The organism is Geodermatophilus amargosae, from assembly GCF_041028265.1.
Classification (GTDB): domain Bacteria; phylum Actinomycetota; class Actinomycetes; order Mycobacteriales; family Geodermatophilaceae; genus Geodermatophilus; species Geodermatophilus amargosae_A.
Genome location: NZ_JABGCW010000002.1, coordinates 85,231 through 110,176, shown reverse-complemented (window position 1 = coordinate 110,176; position 24,946 = coordinate 85,231). Strand labels below are relative to the sequence as shown.

27 protein-coding genes and 1 tRNA gene are annotated in these 24,946 nt (G+C 75.5%); 14 read left to right on the top strand and 14 right to left on the bottom strand.

The genetic code is table 11. From position 1 onward, the window contains the following. The first annotated feature begins 80 nt into the window (after positions 1-80). The 4 genes from HLV61_RS01485 (at position 81) to HLV61_RS01470 (ending at position 3,485) form a co-directional block, all read left to right on the top strand. Entirely contained in the window at positions 81-1,034 is a 954-nt protein-coding gene (locus HLV61_RS01485) for a 3-hydroxyacyl-CoA dehydrogenase NAD-binding domain-containing protein (RefSeq protein ID WP_369252253.1), read from the top strand. Beyond that, the gene (locus HLV61_RS01480; protein WP_369252251.1) at positions 1,034-1,771 is read left to right on the top strand and encodes an acetoacetate decarboxylase; all 738 of its coding nucleotides are present in this window, start codon (positions 1,034-1,036) and stop codon (positions 1,769-1,771) included. Before HLV61_RS01485 ends, HLV61_RS01480 begins: the two co-directional genes overlap by 1 nt. A 51-nt stretch (positions 1,772-1,822) precedes the next feature. Next, a complete protein-coding gene (locus tag HLV61_RS01475; protein WP_369252250.1) occupies positions 1,823-3,046 on the top strand; it encodes a CaiB/BaiF CoA transferase family protein in 1,224 nt (407 codons plus the stop codon). Between the two features lie 193 nt (positions 3,047-3,239). Then, the gene (locus HLV61_RS01470; protein WP_369252248.1) at positions 3,240-3,485 is read left to right on the top strand and encodes a hypothetical protein; all 246 of its coding nucleotides are present in this window, start codon (positions 3,240-3,242) and stop codon (positions 3,483-3,485) included. Between the two features lie 25 nt (positions 3,486-3,510). Here HLV61_RS01470 and HLV61_RS01465 read toward each other — a convergent pair whose 3' ends face one another. The 4 genes from HLV61_RS01465 to HLV61_RS01450 form a co-directional block, all read right to left on the bottom strand. Next, the gene (locus HLV61_RS01465) at positions 3,511-3,792 is read right to left on the bottom strand and encodes a ubiquitin-like small modifier protein 1 (protein ID WP_369252246.1); all 282 of its coding nucleotides are present in this window, start codon (positions 3,790-3,792) and stop codon (positions 3,511-3,513) included. Then, positions 3,789-4,871, bottom strand: coding sequence for an exo-alpha-sialidase (locus tag HLV61_RS01460; RefSeq protein ID WP_369252244.1), 1,083 nt, complete (start codon positions 4,869-4,871; stop codon positions 3,789-3,791). The genes HLV61_RS01465 and HLV61_RS01460 overlap by 4 nt, the downstream gene beginning before the upstream one ends. Positions 4,872-4,957: 86 nt before the next feature. Then, entirely contained in the window at positions 4,958-5,365 is a 408-nt protein-coding gene (locus HLV61_RS01455) for a hypothetical protein (protein ID WP_369252242.1), read from the bottom strand. Positions 5,366-5,426: 61 nt separating this feature from the next. Continuing rightward, positions 5,427-6,602, bottom strand: coding sequence for a L,D-transpeptidase (locus HLV61_RS01450; protein WP_369252240.1), 1,176 nt, complete (start codon positions 6,600-6,602; stop codon positions 5,427-5,429). A gap of 172 nt (positions 6,603-6,774) precedes the next feature. On the opposite strand from HLV61_RS01450, the gene HLV61_RS01445 reads away from it, so the two are divergent. Continuing rightward, a tRNA-Lys gene (locus tag HLV61_RS01445) sits at positions 6,775-6,850 on the top strand. A 472-nt stretch (positions 6,851-7,322) separates the two neighbouring features. Here the strand turns inward: HLV61_RS01445 and HLV61_RS01440 are convergent. The 6 genes from HLV61_RS01440 to HLV61_RS01415 form a co-directional block, all read right to left on the bottom strand. Then, positions 7,323-8,282, bottom strand: a complete 960-nt coding sequence (locus HLV61_RS01440) for a collagen-like protein (RefSeq protein ID WP_369252238.1) — start codon at positions 8,280-8,282, stop codon at positions 7,323-7,325. Between the two features lie 718 nt (positions 8,283-9,000). Next, positions 9,001-11,250: a putative bifunctional diguanylate cyclase/phosphodiesterase gene (locus HLV61_RS01435; RefSeq protein ID WP_369252236.1), complete on the bottom strand. Its 2,250-nt coding sequence runs from the start codon at positions 11,248-11,250 to the stop codon at positions 9,001-9,003. Positions 11,251-11,552: 302 nt separating this feature from the next. Beyond that, positions 11,553-11,783: a hypothetical protein gene (locus tag HLV61_RS01430; protein WP_369252234.1), complete on the bottom strand. Its 231-nt coding sequence runs from the start codon at positions 11,781-11,783 to the stop codon at positions 11,553-11,555. A gap of 106 nt (positions 11,784-11,889) precedes the next feature. Beyond that, complete coding sequence (locus HLV61_RS01425) at positions 11,890-12,081, bottom strand: DNA-binding protein (protein ID WP_369252232.1); 192 nt, start codon at positions 12,079-12,081, stop codon at positions 11,890-11,892. 13 nt (positions 12,082-12,094) lie between these two features. Next, positions 12,095-12,688 (bottom strand): hypothetical protein, encoded by a 594-nt coding sequence (locus HLV61_RS01420; RefSeq protein WP_369252230.1) that lies wholly within the window; start codon positions 12,686-12,688, stop codon positions 12,095-12,097. Positions 12,689-12,700: 12 nt separating this feature from the next. Beyond that, on the bottom strand, positions 12,701-13,840 hold the full coding sequence (locus HLV61_RS01415; protein ID WP_369252966.1) for a zinc-dependent alcohol dehydrogenase: 1,140 nt from the start codon (positions 13,838-13,840) through the stop codon (positions 12,701-12,703). A 119-nt stretch (positions 13,841-13,959) separates the two neighbouring features. Between HLV61_RS01415 and HLV61_RS01410 the strand changes: the two genes are divergently transcribed. The 5 genes from HLV61_RS01410 to HLV61_RS01390 all read left to right on the top strand — a co-directional run bounded on the left by HLV61_RS01410 (position 13,960) and on the right by HLV61_RS01390 (position 17,760). Then, on the top strand, positions 13,960-14,298 hold the full coding sequence (locus HLV61_RS01410) for a hypothetical protein (protein WP_369252228.1): 339 nt from the start codon (positions 13,960-13,962) through the stop codon (positions 14,296-14,298). Positions 14,299-14,338: 40 nt separating this feature from the next. After that, a complete protein-coding gene (locus HLV61_RS01405) occupies positions 14,339-15,415 on the top strand; it encodes an NAD(P)-binding domain-containing protein (RefSeq protein WP_369252226.1) in 1,077 nt (358 codons plus the stop codon). A gap of 137 nt (positions 15,416-15,552) precedes the next feature. After that, positions 15,553-16,473, top strand: coding sequence for an ABC transporter ATP-binding protein (locus tag HLV61_RS01400; RefSeq protein ID WP_369252224.1), 921 nt, complete (start codon positions 15,553-15,555; stop codon positions 16,471-16,473). Next, positions 16,470-17,288 (top strand): ABC transporter permease subunit, encoded by an 819-nt coding sequence (locus tag HLV61_RS01395; protein ID WP_369252222.1) that lies wholly within the window; start codon positions 16,470-16,472, stop codon positions 17,286-17,288. The genes HLV61_RS01400 and HLV61_RS01395 overlap by 4 nt, the downstream gene beginning before the upstream one ends. Before the next feature lie 109 nt (positions 17,289-17,397). Then, on the top strand, positions 17,398-17,760 hold the full coding sequence (locus HLV61_RS01390) for a hypothetical protein (RefSeq protein ID WP_369252221.1): 363 nt from the start codon (positions 17,398-17,400) through the stop codon (positions 17,758-17,760). A gap of 10 nt (positions 17,761-17,770) precedes the next feature. Here HLV61_RS01390 and HLV61_RS01385 read toward each other — a convergent pair whose 3' ends face one another. After that, positions 17,771-18,808, bottom strand: a complete 1,038-nt coding sequence (locus HLV61_RS01385; RefSeq protein ID WP_369252219.1) for an ornithine cyclodeaminase — start codon at positions 18,806-18,808, stop codon at positions 17,771-17,773. Positions 18,809-18,911: 103 nt separating this feature from the next. On the opposite strand from HLV61_RS01385, the gene HLV61_RS01380 reads away from it, so the two are divergent. Next, positions 18,912-19,343 carry an Lrp/AsnC family transcriptional regulator gene (locus tag HLV61_RS01380; RefSeq protein ID WP_369252217.1) on the top strand — a complete coding sequence of 144 codons (432 nt, stop codon included), beginning with the start codon at positions 18,912-18,914 and terminating at the stop codon, positions 19,341-19,343. A gap of 4 nt (positions 19,344-19,347) precedes the next feature. On the opposite strand, the gene HLV61_RS01375 is transcribed toward HLV61_RS01380, so the two are convergent. The 3 genes from HLV61_RS01375 to HLV61_RS01365 all read right to left on the bottom strand — a co-directional run bounded on the left by HLV61_RS01375 (position 19,348) and on the right by HLV61_RS01365 (position 23,185). Next, complete coding sequence (locus HLV61_RS01375; RefSeq protein WP_369252215.1) at positions 19,348-20,502, bottom strand: MFS transporter; 1,155 nt, start codon at positions 20,500-20,502, stop codon at positions 19,348-19,350. Between the two features lie 86 nt (positions 20,503-20,588). Then, positions 20,589-21,230, bottom strand: coding sequence for a response regulator (locus HLV61_RS01370; protein ID WP_369252213.1), 642 nt, complete (start codon positions 21,228-21,230; stop codon positions 20,589-20,591). Beyond that, positions 21,227-23,185 (bottom strand): sensor histidine kinase, encoded by a 1,959-nt coding sequence (locus HLV61_RS01365; RefSeq protein WP_369252211.1) that lies wholly within the window; start codon positions 23,183-23,185, stop codon positions 21,227-21,229. The genes HLV61_RS01370 and HLV61_RS01365 overlap by 4 nt, the downstream gene beginning before the upstream one ends. A gap of 170 nt (positions 23,186-23,355) precedes the next feature. On the opposite strand from HLV61_RS01365, the gene HLV61_RS01360 reads away from it, so the two are divergent. The 3 genes from HLV61_RS01360 (at position 23,356) to HLV61_RS01350 (ending at position 24,935) form a co-directional block, all read left to right on the top strand. Continuing rightward, the gene (locus HLV61_RS01360) at positions 23,356-23,832 is read left to right on the top strand and encodes a hypothetical protein (protein ID WP_369252209.1); all 477 of its coding nucleotides are present in this window, start codon (positions 23,356-23,358) and stop codon (positions 23,830-23,832) included. Positions 23,833-23,858: 26 nt separating this feature from the next. Continuing rightward, positions 23,859-24,338: an allene oxide cyclase barrel-like domain-containing protein gene (locus tag HLV61_RS01355; RefSeq protein WP_369252207.1), complete on the top strand. Its 480-nt coding sequence runs from the start codon at positions 23,859-23,861 to the stop codon at positions 24,336-24,338. A 69-nt stretch (positions 24,339-24,407) separates the two neighbouring features. Continuing rightward, a complete protein-coding gene (locus HLV61_RS01350) occupies positions 24,408-24,935 on the top strand; it encodes a DUF488 domain-containing protein (protein WP_369252205.1) in 528 nt (175 codons plus the stop codon). The last annotated feature ends 11 nt before the right edge of the window (positions 24,936-24,946 follow it).

Sequence of the window (24,946 nt, the reverse complement as noted above, 5' to 3'; positions counted from 1 at the left end):
CGGTGTGACCCAGGTCGCAACGCGCCCCCCGATGTGTTGCGATGCACCAAGGGGACCGCCGAGCGCAGGAGGGGCCGCACGTGGACCGGAGTTCGAGCACCGTCGCGGTCATCGGGGCCGGGACCATCGGGCTGTCGTGGGCGGCGTTGTTCGCCGCGCACGGCCACACCGTCCGCGTCCAGGACCCCCGGTCGGGCATCGGCCCCGAGGTGGAGTCGGCGGTGCGCCACCTCACCCGGCTGCAGCCGGGGACCGGGGAGGCCGCGGACCTGCTGTCCCGCATCGAGGTCGTCGACGACGTCGAGGCCGCCGTCTCCGGCGCCGACGTCGTCCAGGAGAACGCCCCCGAGCGGCTGCCGCTCAAGCAGGAGCTGTTCGCCCGGATCGAGGCCGCGGTCGGCGAGCGCACGCTGATCGCGTCGTCGACGTCGGCGCTGATGCCCAGCGACCTGGCGCGGGAGATGCGCACGCCCGAGCGGCTGGTGGTCGGCCACCCGTTCAACCCGCCGGAGGTGCTGCCGCTGGTCGAGGTGGTGCCCGGCGAGCGCACCGCGCCCTGGGCGGTCGAGGCGGCCGTCGCCTTCTACCGCTCGGTCGGCAAGAAGCCCGTCGTGCTGCACGAGGAGATCAACGGGTTCGTGGCCAACCGGCTGCAGTCGACGCTGTTCCGCGAGTGCGTGTGGCTGGTGACCCAGGGGGTCGTCAGCGCCGCGGAGCTCGACGAGATCGTCACCGAGTCGATCGGGCCCCGCTGGGCGACGGCCGGCCCGTTCGAGAGCTTCCACCTCGGCGGTGGCCCCGGCGGCATGCGGCACTTCCTCGAGCACCTCGGTCCCGGCATGGCGCGGCGCTGGAAGGTCGTCGAGCAGCCCGAGCTGGACGAGGCGACCGTCGAGCTGGTCAGCAGCCAGGTGGAGGAGCGCTTCGCCGGCCGGACCTACGAGCAGCTGACCGAGGACCGCGACCGGGCGCAGCTGGCGGTCATCCGTGCCCGCGACGAGGCCCGCGACGAGGCGCGGGGCGGGAACGGCTGATGGAGCTCGAGGAGGTCCGCCGGCAGACGACGACGCCGCTGGGGGCGCCGGCCTACCCCGCCGCCCGGTACCGCTTCACCGGCCGCGAGTACCTCAACATCCTCTACCGGACCGACGCCGAGGCGATGCGCCGCGTCGTCCCCGAGCCCCTGACCGTGGGCGACCCGCTGGTCAAGTTCGAGGTCATGCGGATGCCCGACGTCACGGGGCTCGGGTCGTTCACCGAGTCCGGGCAGGTGCTGCAGGTCGAGTACGAGGGCGAGAGCGCCGACTACCTGCACGCCATGTACGTCGACAGCCTGGCCTCGATCGCCAGCGGCCGGGAGATCAGCGCCTATCCGAAGAAGGCGGGCTCGCCGAGCCTCTACGTGGACTCCGACACCCTCGTCGGCACCCTGGACTACGGGACGCTGCGGGTGGCCACCGCGACCATGGGCTACAAGCACGCGCCGATGAGCGACGAGGACGCGATCGCCGAGGTCGGCCGGCCCACCTTCGGGCTGAAGATGCTGCCCGGCTACGACCGGCGCCCGCGGATCCTCGAGCTCGTCCGCAGCCAGATCACCGACATCACCATCCGCGGCGCCTGGCGGGGGCCGGCGCGGCTGCAGCTGTTCGAGCACGTGCTCGCCCCGCTCGCCGACCTGCCCGTGCGGGAGATCGTCTCGGCCAGTCACATCCTCACCGACCTGACGCTGGGCCGGGCGAGCCTCGTCTTCGACTACCTGCAGGACTGAGCGGACGCCGGCCGTCGGCGCCCGGGACGCAGCGGAACGGGAGGAACGGCGATGGTGGCACCGCTCGAGGGCGTGCGCGTGGTCGAGGTGGCCAACTGGATGGCCGCCCCCGGGGCCGCCGCGCTGATGGCCGACATGGGGGCCGACGTCGTCAAGGTCGAGCCCCTCCGCGGGGACGCCATGCGCGGGGCGACCCGGCAGCCGGAGGTCCCCGAGGGCCAGGAGCCGATCGACGCCGCCTTCCACATGGACAACCGCGGCAAGCGCAGCATCGCCGTCGCGCTGAACGAGGCGCAGGGCGCCGACCTGGTGCGCCGGATGGCCGCCCGCGCCGACGTCTTCCTCTGCAACCTGCTGCCCGGACGGCAGGCCCGCTTCGGGCTGGACGCGCCGGCCCTGCACGCGCTCAACCCGCGGCTGGTGCACGCCACCCTCACCGGCTACGGCCCCGGCGGGCCCGATGCCGCCCGCCCCGGCTACGACCTCACCGCCTTCTTCGGGCGCGGGGCCGTCCTCGACGCGATGAGCGAGCCGGCCAACCCGGCGCCGCCGCGGCTGCGCCCGGCGCAGGGCGACCACACCGCGGCACTGGCCCTCTTCGGCGGCGTCCTCGCCGCTCTGCGCGTGGTCGAGGCCACCGGGGAGGGCCAGGTCGTGGACGTCAGCCTGCTCGGCGCCGCCGCGTGGAGCATGTCCAGCGACCTGTCGGGCACGCTCGTCGACGGGGTCCGGCCCACGCCCCAGGGCCGGGTGGCCCGGCCGCACGCGCTGCACGGCGGGTTCCGGTGCGCCGACGGCCGCTGGATCCTGCTGTTCATGCCCGAGCCCCGCTGGTGGGCGCCGTTCTGCGAGGCCGTGGGCCATCCCGAGTGGGTCACCGACGAGCGGTTCGCCGGCTACGCCGACCGGGCGCGGAACATGCCGGAGCTCACCCGGCTGATGGACGAGGCCTTCGCCACGCGCCCGCTGACGGAGTGGTGCGCGCTGTTCGACGAGCGGGGCTTCATCTGGGGACCGGCGTCGACCGTCTCGGAGTTCGCCGCGGACGAGCAGGCCGCCGCCGACGGGCTGTTCCCCGAGATCGGCGACGCCTCCGGGCGGCGGTTCCGCACCGTCCGCGCACCGATGCGCCTGCAGGGCGGCGACGTCGCCCCGCGCGGGCCGGCGCCCGCGATCGGCGAGCACACCGAGGCGGTCCTCACCGAGCTCGGGGTCGGCGGGGAGGAGCTGGCGGCCCTCGCCCGCGACGGCGTCGTCGGCCTGCCCGGGCGGTGAGCGGCTCGGGCCCGGACGCCCGGGGGCACCCCTCCCCCGGAGGGACTCGCGGCGGGAGCGCCCAGCCCCACGGCGGACCGGGTACCTGACCCGCCTGTGGTCGGTGGGGCGGCGGGGGCGCGTGCGCCGCCCCGATCCGGACACGCACCGGCAGGTGCTGGCCCGGCGCGGTACCGCCTCGGACCCTGGCGGTATGACCACTGCCTTCTCCTACGGAACCGCCCACGCGGTCGTGATGGTCGGCTCGGTCGGCAGCCCCGACGGACTGCAGCCCCGCCAGATCGGTCCGGCGCACGCGACGATCGGCCGGGTCACCGGACGCAGCCGCAAGTCGCTGTGCGGCGCCTACGTGGCGGTGGACGAGCAGACGGTGTGGCCTCCGGAGGAGTACGAGGACCACCAGCTCTGCCCGGAGTGCGCCGAGCTCGCCCGCCTCTGAGCGCGGCCCGGCCCACGACCGGGGATCACCCTCCCGCGACCGAGGGCAGCACCTGCACCACCGCACCGGCCGGCACCGGCGTCGCCAGGCCCGCGGCGAAGCGGACGTCGTCGCCGTCGACGTAGACGTTGACGAACCGGCGCACCTGCCCCGCCTCGTCGCGGATCCGCCGCTCCAGCACCGGGTGGGTGGCCGCGAGCGCGTCCAGCAGCCCGGCCAGCGTGCCGTCGGCCGGGTCCACCTCCAGCCGCCGGGAGCCGCCGGCCAGGTCGGCCAGGACGCCGGGCAGCAGCACCCGGACGCTCACGGCAGCACCGCCGCCCGGACGCACAGGACGTCGGGCAGGTGGTCGGCGACCAGCGTGAAGGTGTCGCCCTCGTCGCGGCTGGCGTAGACGCACCCGTCCCGCGTGCCCACGTAGACGCCGGTCGGGTCGCCCTCGTCGACGCAGACGGCGTCGCGCAGGACCGCCGTCCAGGACCCGTCGGGCAGGCCCGCGCCGAGCTCGGTCCAGGTGGCGCCGGCGTCGCGGGTCCGGTGCACGCGCAGCCGCCCGTCCGGGGGCACCCGCTCGACGTCGGCGACCAGCGGGACCACCCAGGCGGTGCCCGGCGTGCGCGGCGAGGCCGCGACCGGGAAGCCGAAGTCGACCGGCAGCCCGCCGGCGATCGAGGTCCACGACCCGCCGCCGTCGTCGGTGCGGAAGACGCCGAAGTGGTTCTGCGCGTACAGGCGGTCGGGGTCACCGGCGTCGGCGGCGACCTTGTGCACGCACTGCCCGTACTCGGGCGCCGGCCCGGGCAGGAACGGCGTGGTGATACCGGAGTTACGGGGCTCCCACCCCTCGCTGCCGTCGTCGCTGACGTAGACGCCGCCGGTGCTCATGGCCACCAGCACCCGGTCGCTCGTGGGGTGCGGGATCACGGTGTGCACCGCGCCGCCGCCGGCCCCGGGCTCCCAGCCGGGCCGGTGCGGGTGGTCCCACAGGCCGCGGACGAGGGCGAAGCTGCGCCCGCCGTCCTCGCTGCGCCACAGCGAGTGCGGCTCGCACCCGGCCCAGACGACGCCGGGACGGTCGGCGGTGTCCGGCCGGACCTGCCAGACGCGGGCCAGCGCCGCACCGGTGCCGGCCGGGAAACGGATCGCACCCTCGTCGGTCTCGTCCCACGTGCGGCCGAGGTCGTCGGACCAGGTGACCGTCGGCCCCCAGTGGCCGTACTGCACCCCGGCCAGGACCCGCGGCGCCCGACCGCGGGTGTCGATGCCGACCGCCGCCACCTCCTGCGACAGCAGGTGCGGCCGGTCGAGGGTCCAGGTGCGTCGGTCGTCGGCGCTGCGGGCCAGCCACAGGCCCTTGCGCGTGCCGATGGCGAGCAGGTCGGGCACGGTCCCCTCCGAGGTGCCGGCGGAGCCCGGCGGGCCCCTCCCGATCCCTCTGACCGCGGGCGCCGCCGGAACTGAGCGGCGCCCGTTCAGCGACGGGTGGCGCCCCCGGAGCCGTCGGCGTGCTGCCCGGCGTGCCCGTCGCCCAGCCCGGGCGCGAGCCGCTCGGCCTCCGCGCGCAGCTTCTCCGCGGCCGTGGCGTGCTCCTTCGCCGCGTCGGCCCGCTGGCGGGCCTCCTGCTCGGCCAGGCGGGTGCGCTCCTCGACCTCGGCGCGCTCACGGCGGGCGCGGGCGGCCTGCTCCTCGGCTGCCGCCTGCTCCTTCTCCGCCTGCGCACCGCGCAGCCGGGCCTCCTCGAGGTGCTCACGCGCCTGGACGCGCTGCTGCTCCCGGCGCTTGGCGCCGGCCACCCTGCTGCGCTTGGCCAGCGCGAGACCGATCAGCGCGAGCACCACCAGTGCCACGACGACGATCAGGACGATCAACCAGGTCTCCACGACGCTCCCCTTCCTCGGGACGGTCGGGATCTTCCCGGCGCGCGCGCTCAGGAAACGGAGATCACTTGAGCGCGCTGCCGGCCCGCCACTCGTCCCACGGGACCGTCCAGTCGCTGATGCTCGAGGTCAGCGGTCCGGCGTCGGAGTTCTGGATCTCGACGACGTCCCCGGGCTGCGAGAAGTCGTAGAACCAGCGGGCGTTCTCGGTCGAGAGGTTGATGCACCCGTGGGAGACGTTGGCGTTGCCCTGCTGGGCCACCGACCACGGCGCGCCGTGCACGAACTCCCCGTTGTCCGACAGGCGCACGGCCCACTGGACGGGGGTCCGGTAGCCGCCGGGGGCGTCGACGGGCACGCCGTACGTGCTGGAGTCCATGACCCGGTCGGCGTTGAGCTCGGTGACCACGTGCGGGCCGTTGTAGCTGGGGTTGTCCGGGCTGCCGGCGCTCATCGGCCAGTCCTGCACCAGCCGGTCGCCGTCGTAGACCTGCATCCGGTGGGTCGAGGCGTCGGCGACCGAGACGTGCCGCTCGCCCACGTGGAAGGACACCGTGCGGTCCTTCTCGCCCCAGACGCCCTCGCCGAGGTCGACGCCGTAGAGGTCGGCATCCAGGGTCACGTCGGTGTCGGCCGGCCAGTACTGCGAGGGCCGGAAGTGCACCTCGGTGTCGCTGAGCCAGCTCCACACGCCGTCGGTCGGGGTGGAGCTGGTGACGTGCAGGCGGCTCTCGACGGCGGCCCGGTCGCCGACGGGCTGCTCGAAGTACACGCGGATCGGCATCCCGACGCCGACCGTCTGGCCGTCCAGCGGGCCGATCGACGGCGTGGTCACCGCCTCCGGGGTGACGGTGGTGAACGTGCTGGTGGCCTCGGCCGGCTGCTCGTCAGCACCCTCGGCGGTGGCCGTCAGCGTGTAGCTGGTGCCGTAGGCCAGGGGCTCCTGCGGCGTCCAGACCTCGACGCCCTCGGTGTCCCCGTCGGCGACGTCCCCGGCGACCTCGGTCCCGGCGTCGTCGGTCACGGTGACGTCGGCGAGCTCGCCGTCGGTGACGGAGATCTCGACCGGGTCCGCCGGTGCCACGTCGGCTGCGCCGTCCGCCGGGACGAGCGAGAGCTGCGCGGGAGCGGCGTCCGCCGCGGTGGGTGCCGCCGCCGACGAGGTCTCGCCGTCGTCCCCGGTGCACCCGCTGAGCAGGGCCAGGACCCCTGCCGTGACCAGCGCAGCTGTCCGTCGCACCCTCGTTGCCCCCTCGTCCCCGCCCGATCGTGGCCCGCAGCGGGCACGGCTGTACCCACTCGAGTGTCCACGCTGATCCCGAGACCGGGGCGTCCGCCACCGGTACCCCCGGGCGGGCCGCCGCCGACCGCTGGTATCGTTGCCCCTCGTGGCCCGGGCAGCCGGGAGACACGCGCCATTAGCTCAATTGGCAGAGCAGCTGACTCTTAATCAGCGGGTTCGGGGTTCGAGTCCCTGATGGCGCACCAGGCCGACAGGCTTCCCACCAGGGCGTTCGGTTCCTGGAGGCGGTCCTCGGGGACACCACCGGTGGTCCTGCAGTCCGCAGGGGGTCCGCAACGCGACTCCTCCACCATCCTCGGCCCGCCTGGGCACCCTCGTGTCCGTGGCCGGCGGGACACCCTGGGTCACCGGCTCACGAGCTCCCGGCGGCACGTGGCAGTGATCCGCGCCACACCGTCACGGCCGCGCGCGTCCGTCTGACGCACCGCCGACCCCTCCACCCGTCCTCCCGTCAGCTGCACCGGGCCGGCACGTGAGACCTCGCGGAGCCGTCCACCTCGAACGCCTCCATGCGCTCGGTCAGCTGCCGACGGGACGCGACGGCAGCTCGATCGCGGCCGCCGCGATCGGCACGACCTGGCACGCGCAGGACAGACGGCGAAGGGCGCCCCGGTCCGTCGAAACGGCCCGGGGCGCCCTTCACGGGTGCATCGTCGGTCAGGCGATGGAGCGCACGTTGGACCGGTCGGGGCCGGTCTGGTCGTTGGCTGCGGCGTCGGTGTCGACGATCGCGCGCAGGAACAGACCTCCCTGCAGCTTGATCAGCCGCGAGGTCAGCGTGGCCAGGTAGCGGGCGCCCAGCCGCGGATCGAACACGGTGCGCGGCGTGACGTCCATCGCCGCCTGCCTGACCTTGGACGCCAGCTCGGCGGTGCTGGGCTGGTAGAGCCAGGCCGGACCCGAGGGGCCCTGCGGACCCTGCACGCCGGGCAGACCCACCGGGCCCACCGCGCCGGCCGCACCCTGCTCGCCCTGCGGGCCCTGCAGGCCGCGGACACCGGCAGCACCCTGCTCGCCCTGCAGACCGGGCAGACCCTGCACACCGGGCAGGCCCTTCTGGCCCTGCTCGCCGGTCTCGCCGATCACACCGCGCTGGCCCTGGGCGCCGCGCAGGCCCTGCTCACCCTGCGACCCCTGCTCGCCCCGCTCACCGAGGACCCCCCGCGGGCCGGTCTCGCCGCGCAGGCCCTGCAGGCCCTGCTCACCCTGCTCGCCGGGGCGGCCGGTGGAGCCGGGCAGACCCTGCTCGCCCTGCGGGCCGGTCTCCCCCTCCGGACCCTGCTCGCCCAGCGGACCGGTCTCACCGCGCAGCCCGGGCTGGCCCTGCGGGCCGATCGGGCCCTTGGCGCCGGGCTCACCGACCGAACCGATCGGACCGGTCAGGCCCTTGTCACCCTTGTCGCCGGGCTCACCGACGGGACCGACCGGGCCCTTCTGGCCCTTGTCACCCCGCTCACCGGCGGGGCCGACCGGGCCCTTGGGACCCTTGTCGCCGGGCTCGCCGGCGGGACCGACAGGACCGGTCGGGCCCTTCAGCCCGCGGTCGCCCTCCTCGACGGTGACGTCGACGGGAACCGCAACGGTCTCGCTGTGTGTCGTGCTCTTCGCTTGCGCCATGGTGGGGATGGCCTCTCAGATAGGTGGTCACGTGGCGGGTGGCTTCGGATCAGCCACCCGCGGCCCGGCTTCGTCCCGACCACGGGAGAGCGGACCGGTCCCGGCCAGCGAGCCTCGGACGGGCTCTGGTCGCAGACCGACCAGTTCTGTTGTGCCCCACGCCAGGGGCGGCAAGCGCCCGGCCCCTGTGAGACGACCCACCACGGCAGCCGGTGCAGTCGACCGGTCCGGCTGTCCTGACCCGCGAGGTCGGTGAAGCGGCTGGCTGCAGGGTGTCCGGGCTCCCGCCCTCGCTCTCCGGTGACCGAGCCCCGGACCCGTCGAACCGCCGAGCCGACGGGTCGGGAGGCGCAGGGAGTGTCGCGCCACGGGTCCGTCGCGGACCTGGCCCGTGCGCGACCGCGCCGCGGGCCCCTCGACACCTCCACTTCAGCCACGGACGCACGGTCATGGGTTGCTGACCGCGAGCGGGTGTGGGGTGAGCCTCCGCGAGCCCTGACGTCTGCGTGACTCGTGGTCCCGGCGGCCGCGAACGCTTCTGCCGCGCGGCCGTTGACGGCCTGCACGTCCACGAGGTGACACCCTCGCTCGACGGTCCACCCACGCGGCGACGCCTTCGGACACGGGAGGACGGTCACGATCGAGTGGCACACACCTCGCTGGCAGCGGTCGCAGCGGGTCTCGGGAGGCCCACTGCACGACCAGCCGGGGACCGATCTCAGTGACCGACCAGCGTCGATGGCGGGCGCTCGGGGGCCTCGACGGCAGCCAGCCACTCGATGAACGCATCGACCGGCATCGGTCGGGCGATGAAGTACCCCTGCACCACGTCACAGCCCAGTGCCGCGAGGAGGTGTGCCGTCGCTGCATCCTCCACGCCCTCGGCGACGAGACGCAGGCCCAGGTCGTGTGCGAGCGCGACCGTGTGCCGGACGATCACCGTCGTCCGCGGCCGGGTGCTCAGCTCGTGTGTGAAGGCGCGGTCGAGCTTCAGCTCGTCGGCCGGCAGCTGGCTGAGGTAGGACAGCGAGCTGTAGCCGGTGCCGTAGTCGTCGATCGACGTCCGGACGCCGAGTTGCCGGAGGCTCTCCAGCACGGTGCGCCCTCGATCCGGATCCGTCATCAGCGTGTCCTCGACCAGCTCCACGGCCAGGGCCGCGGCCGGCAGCCCGTGGCCCTGCAGCGCAGCGGACACCTTGAGGGGTAGGTCCAGGTCGGTGACGTTCACCGCGGCGAGGTTGACCGACACGGGCACCTGCCAGTCGGGCCACCAGCGCGCCACCGCGGTGAGCGCCAGCTGCAGGACCGCATCGGCGAGTGGTCGCTGCAGTCCTGCCTGCTCGATGGCCGGCAGGAACTCCGCGGGCGCCAGCACACCGCGCTCGGGGTGTCGCCACCGGATCAGCGCCTCCGCACCGACCGGTCGCCCGTCGCGCAGGGACACCTGGGGCTGCAGGTGGACCTCGAGCTGGTCGGTGGCCAGGGCCACCCGGAGCTCCTCCATCATGCGCAGCCGGCCCCCGGCGCCGTTGCCCGGCTCGGGCACGTAGGCGCGGACGCCGTCGCGTGCGGTCTTGGCGGTGTACATGGCGACGTCGGCGCAGCGCAGCAGCTCGGTCATGGTGGAGGCGGGCACCGGAGCAGTGGCCACACCGACGCTGACACCGACGTGGAGTCGGACGCCGTCCACGAGGAAGGGCTGCAGCAGGGCCTCGCGTACTCGATGGGCGGTCGCGGTCGCCTCCTCGAGGGCGGCGTCTGCGAGCAGGACGGCGAACTCGTCACCGCCCAGACGCGCGAGCACGTCCTCGGCACCCACGAGGCCGGCGATCCGCGGGCCGACCTGACGCAGCAACAGGTCACCGGCGTGGTGACCGAGGGAGTCGTTGACCTCCTTGAAGCCGTCGAGGTCCATGAGCAGCAGCGCCGAGGGCTGGCTGGTCGTGCGCGTGCCGAGGATGGCGTCGGCGCGGTCGAACAGGGCCCGGCGGTTGGCCAGGCCGGTCAGTTCGTCCGTGGTCGCCTGCTCGCGGAGGAGGGCGAAGGCCCGCACCTCGCGGAAGGTCAGGGCGGTGCGGACGAGGGCGGCCAGGACGCATCCGACCGCGCACCAGGCCGCCGGGCGGGGGAACTGGTCACTCCACCCGGCCCCCAGCAGCGCCAGGCTGACCACGTTGCACGTGAAGGGGACGGCGAGCACCCGCCACCCGACCCGCGCGGACTCATCGGCCGCCGTCGCCGGCCGGGCGCGAGGACGGCTCTGCGCGGCGGCCCAGGCCATCAGCACCGCGCTCAGCACCCAGGCCAGGTCCAGCAGTCCGCCTTCGACGTAGACGCCCACGGCCGCGAGGTCGAGATAGACGATGTCGCCGAGCAGGTTGGCCGCCAGCGCGACCGCCACCAGCCAGACCGTGCGGTCACCGCGCAGCCCCACCATGGCCCCGACCGCCACGAGCAGCGCGAGCAGCAGGATGTCGGCCACCGGGTACGCCAGGTTGACGATCACCGCGGCGGTGTCGCCTTCCACCAGCCGCAGGGTGGGGCCGAGGAGGAACGCGATGGCCGCGGCGGCGGCACCGAGAGCTCCGATGAGTCCGTCGAGCCACAGACTGGGGGGAAATCGGGTGACCTGGGCCCGGATGAGCCCGATGAGGCCCACGTACCGGGCGGCGTACGCGCTGAGCCAGAGAGCGTCGGCGAGCGAGGGGTAGGGCTCCACCGGCAGAGCAGCGATGTAGGTCGTGTAGATGACGTTGCCCGCCGTGGTCAGCAGCAGCGCGACCGCCAGCGCCCGCCAGGCCAACCCCTCGGCCGGATGGCGACCGGCCGCCAGCCAGCAGACGACGGCAGCGCAGAGGAAGACCACGTTGTAGAGCCACAGATCGAAGAAGGTGGCCCAGCCGGCGCCGCTCGGTCGACCGATGACGCCGCTGGAGAAGACCACCGCGGTGATGACCGTGCCCGCCAACCAGGAAGGTGCGGGGTCGAGTCGCCGTCGCCCGACCTCGGTCCATCGCCCCATGCCGTTGGTGTCGGCGCACCCCGTGCGCTCTTGAGTCGTTCCGTCAGCCGGACCGCCGGTCCCCCTCCTTCCGAGGGACTGTCCCCCGGCGCTGCCGCAGGCGATCTCCGGTACTCGGCTCCGTACCCGCCGCTGCCCCTCGGTGCAGCAGGCGCACGCCTGCGATCTCGTCCCGCAGCGCATGGGGCCGGCCGGGGCCGTCGATGCCGCCGACCCCCGCAGCCCTGCACGAACGCTGCGCCGCACGGTCAGCTGGGGTGCGTCACTCGGTCAGCGAGGACGGCGATGGACGGCGATGGCCGGCGATGGCCGGCGATGGCCGGCGATGGCCGGCGATGGCCGGCGTGGTGGGACCGGATCGGCCCGGCCTGGCGGGCCGCGTCCATGGCGTCGGCCACCTCGTCGATCTGGTCGGTGAGCAGGTGGCCGTACAGATCGAGGGTCGTGGCGGCCGACCGGTGCCCGTGCACGGTCTGCACGATCTCGATGGCAGGTCAGCAGCCTGCGGGCAGTCGAACGCGCGGGTCGAGGACGAGTGGAGAGACGGCAGAGTGGCGCTCCGGGGCCGCACTCGTCCTCGCGCGGTCAGCCGAGCCGGAGCCCGTGGGCGGCGAGCGCCTCGTCGAGGATGCGCAGCGCCTTGGGGCCCACGCCGTGCAGCGCGGCCAGCGTCGCGCGCGGGACGCCGGCCAGCTGTCCCAGCCCGGTGTAGCCGGCCAGCTGCAGGGCCCGGGTGGCCGGCCGCCCGATCCGGGGCAGCTCGTCGAGCGGGGTCACGGCGCGGACCCCTTCAGCCGCGGACGGCGCGCACCAGCTTCCGGACGCCGAGGACCGCGCCGCCGACCCCGGCGACCCACGGCCCCAGGACGACGACCGGGTCGAGGAGCTGGTGCCGGACGTCGGAACGCCCGCGCCGCGACCGCACCGCGCCGCGGGTGAACTCGGTCCGCAGCCCGGTGGCCGGCACGTCGGGACGCAGCGAGACGAACGACCGCAGGTGGTGCTCCCACGCGTCGACGCGGTCACCGACCACCAGCAGCATCCAGTGCGCCAGCCGGCCCTCGCTGAACCGGGCGTAGGCGTAGCGCCGGATCACCCCGGACAGGCCGGCGAGCGGCTGGGCGGTGCCGAACACCGGGGTGACGAAGGCGTGCTCGATCGAGCGCTCGCGGCCCTCGCTACCCGGCTGCCGCACCGGGAAGTCCCAGCGCGCGCCGGTGTCGGCCGGGTACTGCAGCCGCGGGTACGACGGCCGGTCGGCCGGGTCGAGGTCGGCTCCCCAGCCGGGGATGCGGGCGCGCAGCTCCTCCCGGCTCGGCGGCGGCGTGCGCTTGTCCCGGACGTAGGCGCTCGGGACGTCGCCGGGCACGTCGGTGCTGGTCATCGTCGCTCTCCCTCAGGCCGCGTCGGGCAGGATCAGCGGCTTGATGCAGCCGTCGAGCTTGCTGGAGAACACGTGGTAGGCCTCCGCGATGTCCTCGAGCGGGAAGCGGTGCGTGACCACCTCGCGCGGGGTCAGGTGGCCGTTGCGCACGTGCTCGAACATCCGCGGCCACTGGCGCTTCACCGGCGTCTGGTTCATCCGCAGGGTGAGCCCCTTGTTCAGGGCGTCGCCGAACTTCACCGCGTTGGGGATCGGACCGTAGGCGCCCACCACCGAGACGGTGCCGCCCTTGCGGACGCCGTCGATGGCCCAGTTGAGCGCCACCGGTGAGCCGCCCTGCAGCTTGAGCTTGGTGCCGGTGACCTGCTGCAGAAAGTTGCCGTCGGCCTCCGCGCCCACCGCCTCGATGACGACGTCGGCGCCCAGGTAGTCGGTCTGCTTCTTCATCTCGACCACGACGTCGTCGTACTCGTCGTAGTCGAGCGTCTCGGCGTGGGCCATGGTCCGCGCCTTCTCCAGCCGCTCCTGCAGGTGGTCGACGACGATCACCCGGCCGGCCCCCATCAGCCAGGAGGACTGGGCGGCGATCAGGCCGACCGGCCCGGCGCCGAGGACGACGACCGTGTCCCCCTCGGCGATCTCGCCGAGCTGCGCGCCGAAGTACCCGGTGGCGGCGGCGTCGGTCAGCACGACGGCGTCCTCGTCGTGCATCCAGTCGGGGATCTTCGTCGGGCCGACGTCGGCGAACGGGACGCGGACGTACTGGGACTGGCCGCCGTCGTAGCCGCCGGTGGTGTGCGAGTAGCCGTAGATGCCGCCGACCGCCGTCGCGTTGGGGTTGACGTTGTGGCAGTTGGAGTACAGGCCGCGGGCGCAGAACCAGCACGACCCGCAGAAGACGTTGAACGGCACCATCACCCGGTCACCGACCTGCAGGTCCTCCACCGAGGGACCGACCTTCTCGACCACGCCGATGAACTCGTGGCCGAACGTGTGGCCGATCCGGGTGTCCGGCATGAGCCCGTGGTAGAGGTGCAGGTCGGAGCCGCAGATGGCGGCCAGCGTCACCCGGACGATCGCGTCGTTCGGGTGCTCGATCGCCGGTACGTCCTTGTCCTCCACCCGGATCTTGTACGGGCCTCGGTAGACCATCGCGCGCACGGGGCGCCCCTCTCCGTCGTCGTGCCGGGCCCTGGAGCCCGGCGTCCCCGCAGCCGTGCCCGCCGCCCGGAGGCCGGAAACCGCTCGACCCCGTCCGTAGCGTCGGGTGCATGACCACGACCCCCGTGCTCGAGCCGGTGCACCGTCCGGAGGACGGCGAGCTCGTCGGCCACCTGACCGCTGCCGCCGACCGCGACGGGTGGACCGCGCACGCCGTGTTCGGCGCGCCGCTGCGGACCCTCCCCACCCGCGAGGAGGCGGTGTCCTTCCTGCGCACCCGCGGGCTGGCCCTGCTCGCCGAGCGCTGGACCTACACGCCGGCCGACGGCGAGCCGCTCGTCGCCTGGCTGGTCGAGGCCCGCCCGGGCGCCGTGGTCGTCCGGTTCGGGTACGACCCGGCGTCGGTGCCCCTGACCGGCGCGGAGCTCGACCGGCTCACGCTCGGCTGACGGGCGGAAGCCCGGCGGGCCCGGCGGCGTTCCCGCGGGTGTGAGCAGCCCGCGGGACGTCGACGTCGTGGTGATCGGCGCGGGCCAGGCCGGCCTGTCCGCCGGGTACCACCTGGCCCGGCAGGGGTTCGCGCCCGGCAGCGGCTTCGTCGTCCTCGACGGCGACGCCGCGCCGGGCGGGGCCTGGCAGCACCGCTGGCCCTCGCTCACCCTCGCGACGACGCACCGGGTGCACGAGCTGCCCGGCCTGCCGTTCGCGCCGGCCTCGGAGGACCTGCCGGCGGCGGAGGCGGTGCCGGCCTACTTCGCCGAGTACGAGCGGCGGTTCTCGCTTCCGGTGCAGCGGCCGGTGCGGGTGTCCGCGGTCCGCCGCCCCGGCGACGGGCGCTTCCTCGTCGAGACGGACCGGGGAGCCTGGCGGGCGCGCGGCGTCGTCAACGCCACCGGCACCTGGACCCGCCCCTTCGTGCCGCACCACCCGGGCCAGGAGACCTTCCGCGGCCGTCAGCTGCACACCGTGGGCTACCGCGGCGCGGCGGAGTTCGCCGGCCTGTCGGTGGTGGTCGTCGGCGGTGGCGCGTCGGCGGTGCAGCTGCTCGGCGAGATCGCCCCCGTCGCGCGCACCACCTGGGTGACCCGCCGCCCGCCGGTCTGGCGCGAGGGCCCCTTCGGTGAGCAGCAGGGCCGGGAGGCGGTGGCGCGGGTCGAGGCCGCCGTCCGCGCCGGCCGCATGCCCGGCAGCGTCGTCGGGGTGACGGGCCTGGTGGTCACCCCGTGGGTGCGCCGGGCCCTCGACGACGGCGTCCTCACCCGGCTGCCGGTGTTCGACCGGATGACCCCCGACGGCGTGGCCTGGGACGACGGCCGGTCCGTGCCCGCCGACGTGGTCCTGTGGGCCACCGGGTTCCGCGCGGCGGTCGGCCACCTGGCCCCGCTGCGGCTGCGCACCCGCGACGGCGTCATCCCGCTCGACGGCACCACCGCCGTCGACGAGCCGCGGCTGCAGCTGGTCGGCTACGGGCCCAGCGCCAGCACCATCGGCGCCAACCGGGCCGGACGCAGCGCGGCGGTCGCGCTGCGCCGGCTGCTCGGCGCCGACCTCGCCCGGAGCGCCTGACCCGGGCGATCCCCGGGGGCCGGGTGGGGGTCGGTCCAGGGTCGGGTCGGGGGTCCTCCCGGATGTGCCGGGGACCGTGCTGCCGGGAGCCTTCGCGGCATGACCCCCTCGCTCTCCCCCATCCCGGCGGTGACCCGGTGATCGTCGCCAGCGGGCTCACCAAGCGCTACGGCGACCGGGTCGCCGTCGACCGCGTCTCCTTCACCGTCCGGCCCGGCCGGGTCACCGGCTTCCTCGGCCCCAACGGCGCCGGGAAGTCGACGACGATGCGGATGGTCATCGGCCTGGACCGGCCCACCGAGGGGACGGTCACCGTCGACGGCATCCGCTACCTCGACTGCCCGGCTCCGCTGCGCGCGGTCGGCGCGCTGCTCGAGGCCCGCGCGCTGCACCCCGGCCGCACCGCCTGGGCCCACCTGCGCTGGATGGCCGCGTCCAACGGCATCCCCGCGTCCCGCGTCGACGAGGTGCTCGGGCTGGTCGGCCTGGAGGCGGTGGCCGGCCAGCGGGTCGGCCGGTTCTCCCTCGGCATGGGCCAGCGGCTGGGCATCGCGGCCGCGCTGCTCGGCGACCCGCCGGTCGTCGTCCTCGACGAGCCGGTCAACGGCCTGGACCCCGAGGGCATCCGCTGGGTGCGCACCCTGGCCCGCGACCTCGCCGCCGAGGGCCGCACGGTGCTGGTGTCCAGCCACCTCATGGCCGAGATGGCGCTGACCGCCGACCACCTGGTCGTCATCGGCCGCGGCCGGGTGCTCGCCGACCTCCCGACCGCCGACTTCATCGCCGAGCACGCCGCCTCCCACGTCCGCGTGCGCACCCCGCAGCCCGCGGAGCTCGCCGAGCTGCTGCGGCGCTCCGGCGCCGACGTCACCCGCGACGGCGACGAGCTGCGCGTGCAGGGCGTCGACGCCGCCGCCACCGGCGAGCTCGCCGCGGGCGCCGGCCTCGTGCTGCACGAGCTCGGCCTCGTCCGGTCCTCCCTCGAGGACGCCTTCATGACCCTGACCGCCGGCAGCGTCGAGTTCGCCGCCGCCCGTCCCGCCGAGGTGACCCGGTGACCGCTCCCGCACTGGCCGCGCCGCGCACCGCGCTCCCCGCCGCCGGCAGCGCCGGCCTGCCCCAGGCCCTGCACGCCGAGTGGATCAAGCTCTGGACGGTGCGCTCGACCGGCTGGTCGGTGGCCGCGATGGTCGCGCTCGGCGCCGGGCTGACGACCCTGGTGTGCGCGCTGGTGGCCCCGAGCCTGGCGACCGGGCAGGAGGGCGAGCCGGTCGGCGCGTTCATCACCTGGGGGTTGCTGTTCGCCCAGGTGACCGCCGTGGTGCTCGGCGCGCTCACCGTGACCGCCGAGTACGGCACCGGGATGATCCGCGCCACGCTGGCCGCCACGCCGCGCCGCGGCACCGTGCTCACCGCCAAGGCGCTGGTGCTGACCGGCACGCTGTTCGTCACCGGCGTCGTCACCGCCGTCCTCGGCTGGCTGGGCGGCAACGCCTTCCTGTCCGCGGAGGGCATCGGCCTGTCCCTGGGCGACGACGGGATGCTGCGCTCGCTGCTCGGCAGCGGCCTGTACATGGCCGGGCTCGGACTGCTGGCGATGGCCGTCGGGCTGCTGCTGCGCTCCACCGCGGCTGCGGTGTCGGTGGTGCTCGCGCTGGTGTTCCTGGTCGGCAACCTGGTGATGCTGCTGCCCGGCTCCCTCGGCGAGTGGCTGACCAAGCTGATGCCGGGCAACGCCGGGTCGCGGATCGCCACGCCGGAGTCGTTCAACCCGATGCTGCTCGACCCGTGGCCCGGGTTCGCCGTCTTCGCCGCCGAGGTCGCCGTCGTCCTCGCGGTCGCCGCGGTGACGTTCCGCCGTCGCGACGCCTGAGCTGCTGAGGCACAGGAAGCTCTCCCCAGGTCCGGGGCCCCGGGACGTGGGGAGAGCTTCCTGTGCCTCCCCCCGGTCGGCCGCCGTGGCGGGCGGGCACAGTGGAGGGGTGACCTCCCCCGACCCCACCGCTGCCGACCCCACTGCCCTCGGCCGCGAGCGCGCCGACCGGGTCCTGGCCCGGCTCGAGGCCGGTGACGGCCCCGGCGCCGACGCCGTCCTCGCCGGCGTCGACGAGGTGCGCGACCTCGTCTACGTGGGTGCCGCGCTCACCTCGCGGGCCCGCAGCGAGTCCCGCGCGCTCCCGCCGGCCCAGCGGGCGCAGGCCAACACCCGGCAGACGAACCTGGGCACCGTCCGCGACGCCGCCCGCGACGACCCCGCCGCGATGCGCGTGTGGCTGCGCCGCTCGGCCGAGGAACTGCTCCTGCTGCGCGCGCAGAAGGCGGCCGCCGACCGCATCCCCGGCTGAGCCGGACGGGTCAGGACGGGATGGGCGAGAGCGCCGACACCATGCCGAAGAGGTCCTTGGGGTCGTCGGGCTCGGCCACGAGGTCGACGTCGTCGGCCCACGGGGTGCCGCGGACGGCGTCGCGCACGTAGCGCAGCGCCGAGAGGTCCTCGACCGCGAAGCCGACCGAGTCGAAGACGGTGACCTGCGACGGCGAGGTGCGGCCGGGCGCGCGGCCCGCGACGACCTGCCAGAGTTCGGTGACCGGGAAGTCCGCCGGCATGGCCTGGATCTCGCCCTCGATGCGGGTCTGCGGCGGGAACTCCACGAAGACCTCGACGTCCTCGCGCAGCAGGATCGAGGGGTCGAGCTCGGTCTTGCCCGGGCAGTCCCCGCCGATCGCGTTGACGTGCATCCCCGGCTCGATCCAGTCGGCCGACAGCACGGTGGCGCGGGCCTTGTCGGCCGTGCAGGTGGTGACGACGTCGGCGCCGCGCACCGCCTCGCGGCCGGATGCGGCCAGGTGCACGTCGAAGCCCAGCGGCTCGAGGTTGCGGGCCAGTTTGGCCATGGCCGCCGGGTCGGTGTCCCAGACCGACACCTCGCCGATGCCCAGGGCCGCACGCATGCCCAGCGCCTGGAACTCCGACTGGCTGCCGGCGCCGACGAGCGCCAGGCGCCGGGAGTCCGGCCGGGCGAGGTGGCGGGCGACCATCGCCGAGGTGGCCGCCGTGCGCAGCGCGGTCAGCAGGGTCATCTCGGCGAGGAAGACCGGGTAGCCGGTGGAGACGTCGGCCAGCGCACCGAAGGCACTCACCGTCTGGAAGCCGCGCGCCGGGTTGCCGGGGTGCCCGTTGACGTACTTGAAGGCGTAGGTCTCGCCGTCGCTGGTGGGCATCAGCTCGATGACACCGAAGGGGGTGTGACTGCCGATCCGGGCGATCTTGTCGAAGGACTCCCACCGCCGGAAGTCGTCCTCGATGTACCCGGACATCCCGGCGATGATCCGCTCGGGCCCGGTCTCGGCGGTCCAGCGGACCATGTTGCGCACGTCGACGAACAGCGTCATGGGGAAACGCTAGTGATGGGCGATCTGTACACACAATGAGCGAAGAGCCCGCGTTGTGTGCAGGGATCGCCCATCCTGCGGTGATCACCTGTACGTTCCGCGCATGGCCGACCTCAGCGACCTCGATCGCAGACTCCTCGCGGCGCTGCGCGAGGACGGCCGCGCCCCGGTGGCCGGGCTGGCCCGCCGGCTGGGGGTCACGCGGGCCACGGTGACCAGCCACCTCGACCGGCTCGTGGCCGAGGACGTCATCGTCGGGTTCACCGCGCGGGTACGCGACGAGTCCGCGGCCGGGGGCGTGCGGGCGCTCTCGCTCATCGAGGTCGAGGGCCGGTCCACCGACGACGTCATCCGCCGGCTGCGCGGCTTCCCCGAGATCGGGTCGATGCACTCCACCAACGGCGCCTGGGACCTCGTCGCCGAGCACCGCACGACCGACCTCGTGGAGTTCGACCGGCTGCTCAACCGGATCCGGTCGGTGCCCGGGGTGATCAACAGCCAGACGAGCCTGCTGCTGACCTCCGTGCTGCGCTGACCGCTCAGGCCGGGCGGGTCGCCACCCGCGCCAGCGGCAGCCCCACGAGCAGCAGGCCGGCGACGAGCACGTAGGTCCACGGCAGGCCGACGCCGGCCGCGACCAGCCCGAGGGCCAGCGCGCCGATCGCGGTGCCCGTGTCGAACGAGGCGTTCCACATGGCGCTGGCCGCCGTCGACCCGCCCTCCCCGGCGCGGGCGAAGGCGGTGACCAGCGTCAGGTTCTGCACCGCCCCGTAGCCGGCGCCGAAGACCGCCGCACCGGCCAGCACCACGGCGTCGGCCGTGCCCAGACCCAGCGCGACGACGGCCAGCCCGGCCGCCCCCACGGCCAGCGCGGCCGGCAGCAGCCGCCGGGTGCCGAGCCGGTCGGCCAGCAGGCCGGCCCGCCAGCGGGTGAGCGCGCCGGTGACGCCGAACAGGAGCAGCGCGGCCGTCGCCAGGGCGCCGTCGGGGCGCTCGATGGGCAGGAAGGTCATCAGGCCGCCACCGGCGAGGGTGACCAGCAGCAGGACCCCCGACGGTGCCAGCGCGGCCCGCACCGCCTCGCGGGAGGAGCCGCCGGCCGCCCCCTCCCAGTGAACGGTGCGCGCCAGCTGCGGCACCAGGGGCAGGGCGAGCACCGGCGCGGCGGACAGCCACGCGAGCCACCCGGCGTGCCCGTCGAGCACCAGCGCCACGCCGGCGGGCACGGCGAGCAGGTTGGGGACGGCGATGGCCAGCCCGTAGAGGCCGATCGACTCCCCGCGGCGCTCCGGTGGTGCCACCTGCGCGGCGAGCACCGCCCCGAGGACGGTCAGCACCGCGAACCCGACGCCGCGCACGGCCGAGACCGCCGACAGCCAGAGCACGCCGTCGCCCAGGACGTACAGCGGGGACGGCGCACCGAGGGCGAGCAGCCCGGCGGCGAGCACCGGCCCGAGACCGAACCGTGCGGTCAGGGCGGGGACGACCGACTGGCCGGCGACGGTGACCAGCAGGAACACGGCGGTGATGACGCCCGCGGTGTCGGGCGAGGCGCCGTTCGCGACCGCGTACGCGGGGAGCGAGGCCAGCGTCAGGCAGTAGCCCACGAACCCGAGCCCGGTCGCGCCCACCAGCGACCGCATCGCCGGCAGCCGCCACAGCGGGTCCCGCCGCGTCGTCGTCCCCCTGGTCACACCGCTCCCCTCCGCAGGCGTCCTCGCCCGGCCGTCCAGCATGGCTGCCGGTGCACCGGATCGCGGAGGCGGGTGGGCCCCCGGGGTCAGGGCCGGCCGATGCCCGCGTCGCGGGCGCGGGCGACCGCGGCGGCGCGGTCGGGGACCTGGAGCTTGGTCAGGACGGCGGAGACGTGGTTGCGCACCGTCTTGTCCGAGAGCGCGAGCCGGCGGGCGATCTGGCCGGTGGGCAGGCCGGCGGCGAGCAGTTCGAGCACCTCCCGCTCCCGGCCGGTCAGTTCGGGGAACGCCGGCGGCCGGGCCGCCTGCCCCGTCAGCGCGTCCACGACCCTCCGGGCCACCGCTCCGCCGTAGACGGCGTCCCCGCCGGCGACCGCGAGCACGGCCCGGACGATCTCGTCGTGGTCGGCGCCCTTGAGCAGGTAGCCGCGCGCACCGGCACGGAGGGCGCCGAAGAGGGAGGCGTCGTCCTCGTGCATGGTGAGCACCAGGATGCCCAGCCCCGGCCGGCGGCGGGTCAGCTCGTCGATGGCGGCGGTCCCCGGCAGCCGCGGCATCGACAGGTCGGTGAGGACGACGTCCGGCGCGGTCCGGGCGACGAGGGCGAGCAGCGCGGCGCCGTCCTCCGCCTCCCCCACCACCTCGACCTCCGGCGAGGTGTCGAGCACCGACCGCAGGCCGTACCGGTACATCGGGTGGTCGTCGGCGATCACCACGCGGACCGTCACCTGCCGGCCTCCAGGGGCAGGCCGGCGACGACGCGGGTGCCCCCGGGGCCGCTGGTCACGGTCAGCTCCCCGCCCACCGCCCGCGCGCGCGTCCGCATCGAGGCCAGCCCGACGCCGGCGGGCCGGGGATCGCCGGCGGCCGCCGCGAAGCCCGTGCCGTCGTCGACCACCGCCACCTCGAGCCGGCCGTCCCGCGCGCGCAGGCCCACCTCGGCGCAGCGGGCACCGGAGTGCCGGGCCACGTTGGTCAGCGCCTCCTGCGCGATCCGGTAGGCCGCCGTCTCGACGTCGGGCGGCAGCGACGGCAGCGGCTCGACGGTGACCCGCACGGGCACCGACGGGGCCAGCGCCTCGGCGTGCCGCTGCACCGCGGCCACGAAGCCCACGTCGTCCAGCGGCGCCGGCCGCAGGCCGTCGAGGATCCGGCGGACCTCGCCGACCGCGCCGTCGACCTCCTCCCGCACCCGCGCCAGCAGCGCCCCCGTCGGCGGGTCGACCGCCGTCCCGAGCCGGGCCTGCACCGCCTGCACGCCGAGGCCGATGCCGGCCAGGGACGGTCCCAGCCCGTCGTGCAGGTCGCGACGGATGCGGTCCCGCTCCGCGTGCGTGGCGATGAGGACCCGGTCGCGCTCGCGCTCCAGGGAACGGGTCAGCTCGAGTGCCCGGACGACGGCGGCCACCTGGGGGGCCAGCGCCGCGAGCAGCCGCCGGTCCCCCGCCGTGAACGGCTCCCCGGGGGCGCGCTCGGTCACGCACAGGTCGCCGAGGTGCCGGCCCCCGACCCGCAGCGGGACGGCCGCTCCCCCGCCGGAGGACACCGGCCGTCCCGGGGGCCCGATGCGGGCGGCCGGTGCGCGCAGCGCCGCGGCGACCGTCCCGAGGACGGCGGGCAGCAGGTCGGACTCGCCGGCGCGGGCCACGCGGTCGCCGAGCTCGGTCACCGCCGTCACCGGGTCGCGCCGCCGCCCGTGGACGAAGCGGTCGGCCGCCGCCTGCAGGCGGGACCGGGCCGGGCCGAGGGCCATCGCGAGCAGCGCGGCCGTCACGGCCCCGGTCACCGGCGACAGCGTGCGGCCGAGGGCGGCCGCGGCGACCGCCGCCACGACCAGGTACAGCCCGACGACGGCGGCCGTCAGCGCCGCGTACACCAGCGCCCGGCTGACCACGATGCCCAGCAGGCGGTAGCGGACGACGCCGACGAGGACGGCCCCCGGGACCATGAGCACGAGCGGCGCGAAGAGCCAGGCGAGGGCCGAGCTCCCGAGGGCGAAGACGACGAGCACCAGCGGGAGGACGACACAGACCAGCCAGGCCAGCTGCTGACGCTCGGGCGAGCCGGCGCGCACCAGCCGCACGACCGTGGCGGTCCAGATGGTCGCGGCGCCCGCGATGAGCACCACGACGGCCGCGAGGGTGACGGCCGTCGCCCAGCCACCGGAGAGGTCCAGCGGTGCCGGCCCGGGGGCGACGTCGTCGAAGGCCTCCTGCGTCAGGCCGGTGAGGACCGTGACGACGGCGAGACCTCCCGAGACCGCGGCGACCGGCCACCTCCACCAGCGCGCCGGGAGCCGACCGGTCGGGTAGAACGCGACGAGCACGGTGGCCGGCACCAGGACAGCGGCCAGCCAGACCATGGACGTGCCCGCGGCGACCCAGGAGGCCAGCGGCCAGTCCGGATCGGCAACGGCCACGCCGTAGCCGCCGTAGGCGTTCCCCCCGAGGCTCAGCGCCTGCAGCAGGCCGGTGGCGACCAGCAGCCAGCCGATCGCGTTGCGCGGGCGGAGGTGGACCAACAGCACGCCGGTGGCCGCGCACACGACGGCGTAGGCACCGGCGAGGGCGGAGAAGCCCGCCTCGGGCACACGGGGGGCCGCCCACGCCGACAGGCCGACGGCGAGGGCGCACAGCAGCGTCGCCGCGACCGCGGCACCGGTCGCCAGGGAGCGCCTGCCCACGGCGTCAGTGTGTCGTCGACGACGTCCCGGGTGGGGCTCCCGCGTCCCGGTGGACCCGGGAGGTCCTCCCGGGTCCACCGGGTCACGCGGCCCATCCGGCGGGTCGTGGGAGGCGGCCACGGTCGTCCCGTCCGGCCGCCACGGCCGGCCCGACCGGAGGAGGACCCGCCATGACCACCACGTCGACGACCACCACCCGTCCGCCTGTGGCGCCGGACGCCGCGACCGTCACCGGCGCCGGACTGGGGCTGGCCTGCAGCCTCGTGGGCCAGTACGTCGAGACGCCCCGGGAGTCCGGTCCGGGCGAGTGGGGCGTGGACTTCGGCGGCAACGGCGGCTGGGGCGCCCTCGCGCTGCTCGTCGCGTTCATCGCGGTGGGGGTCGTCGGCGTGGGGCTCGTGGCCGGCCGGGCCCGGGCCGCCGCACCCGGGCGCACCGCCGTGCGGGCGCTGCTGCTCGCCGTGCTGGGCGCCGTCACGGTCCTCGTCTTCTGGACCGGGCTCCCGGCCGTCCTCGCCGGCGGCGCCGCGGGGCTCGCCGTCGACACCCGGCGCCGGCTCGGCCGGTTCCCCGCTGCCGCCGCCGCGGCCCTCGCCGTCGCCGTCCTCACGGTCGCCGCCGCCGTCTGGCTGGCCCTCGCCGGCTGACCCCACGTCCCGAGGAGGAGCCCACCGTGTCCCGTACCCACCGCACCGCCCTCGCCGCCGCCGTCCTGCTCGCCGGCGCCGGCACCGCCCTGGCCGTGGTCCCGACCGCGGCCGCCGATCCCACGCTGCGCCTGACGACCGTCGCCGTGCCGGACCGCACCACCGACCTCGACCTCGGCGAGCCCGGCCCGAGCACCGGCGACGTCCAGGTCTTCGTCGACGACCTGCAGCGCGACGGCGAGACGATCGGTACGAGCACCGGCAGCTGCACCATCGCCGCCCTGTCCGAGAGCCGGCTGCTCGTCGCCTGCACGGCCACGTTGACCCTGCCGCGCGGCCAGATCACCACCCAGGGCGTCGCCGACGAGGACCCCGCCGCGGGACCCACCGGGTTCACCTGGGCGGTCACCGGCGGGACCGGCCGCTACGCCGGGGCCGGCGGGGAGGTGGTCGGCACCTTCCGGCCCGACAGCGACGTCGTCGACCTCGAGGTCCACCTGCGCTGACCTGCCGGCGCCGGGACCGCCCGCACTCCGCGGGCGGTCCCGGTGCCGCGTGCCGGGTAGGGGGCGCCCGTGCTGCTCACCGTGGGCCACGGGCCCGAGGACCGCACCGCGCTGACCGCCCGGCTGCGCGGTGCCGCGGTGGACCTGGTGGTCGACGTCCGCCGGTTCCCGGGCAGCCGCGGCAACCCCGACGTCCGGCGCGAGGCGCTCGCCGACTGGCTGCCCGCCGCCGGGATCGGCTACCGCTGGGAGGAGCGGCTCGGCGGGCGCCGCCGCCTCCCCCCGGGCGAGCCGGTGACCGACGGCTGGTGGACCGTCGCGCAGTTCGCCGCCTACGCCGCGCACACCCGGACGGCGGAGTTCGCGGCCGCGCTCGACGAGGTGCTGGCCGAGGCGGCCGCGTCGACGGTGGCGGTGACGTGCAGCGAGAGCGTGTGGTGGCGCTGCCACAGGCGGATCGTCGCCGACGTCGCCGTCCTGGCCCGCGGCGTGCCGGTGGCCCACCTGATGCCCGACGGCAGCCTCCCCGCGCACCGCCCGTCGGAGGGCGCGGTGCTCGGGGACGACGGCCGGGTGCACTGGCCGCGGCCGTGGTGAGCGCCGGCCCT

Bases quoted from the DNA above. Each gene is read 5' to 3' on its own strand.
- HLV61_RS01480 (WP_369252251.1), top strand. From the start codon at position 1,034: ATGGAGCTCGAGGAGGTCCGCCGGCAGACGACGACGCCGCTGGGGGCG.
- HLV61_RS01475 (WP_369252250.1), top strand. From the start codon at position 1,823: ATGGTGGCACCGCTCGAGGGCGTGCGCGTGGTCGAGGTGGCCAACTGG.
- HLV61_RS01470 (WP_369252248.1), top strand. From the start codon at position 3,240: ATGACCACTGCCTTCTCCTACGGAACCGCCCACGCGGTCGTGATGGTC.
- HLV61_RS01440 (WP_369252238.1), bottom strand. From the start codon at position 8,282: ATGGCGCAAGCGAAGAGCACGACACACAGCGAGACCGTTGCGGTTCCC.
- HLV61_RS01420 (WP_369252230.1), bottom strand. From the start codon at position 12,688: ATGACCAGCACCGACGTGCCCGGCGACGTCCCGAGCGCCTACGTCCGG.
- HLV61_RS01415 (WP_369252966.1), bottom strand. From the start codon at position 13,840: ATGGTCTACCGAGGCCCGTACAAGATCCGGGTGGAGGACAAGGACGTA.
- HLV61_RS01410 (WP_369252228.1), top strand. From the start codon at position 13,960: ATGACCACGACCCCCGTGCTCGAGCCGGTGCACCGTCCGGAGGACGGC.
- HLV61_RS01385 (WP_369252219.1), bottom strand. From the start codon at position 18,808: ATGACGCTGTTCGTCGACGTGCGCAACATGGTCCGCTGGACCGCCGAG.
- HLV61_RS01380 (WP_369252217.1), top strand. From the start codon at position 18,912: ATGGCCGACCTCAGCGACCTCGATCGCAGACTCCTCGCGGCGCTGCGC.
- HLV61_RS01360 (WP_369252209.1), top strand. From the start codon at position 23,356: ATGACCACCACGTCGACGACCACCACCCGTCCGCCTGTGGCGCCGGAC.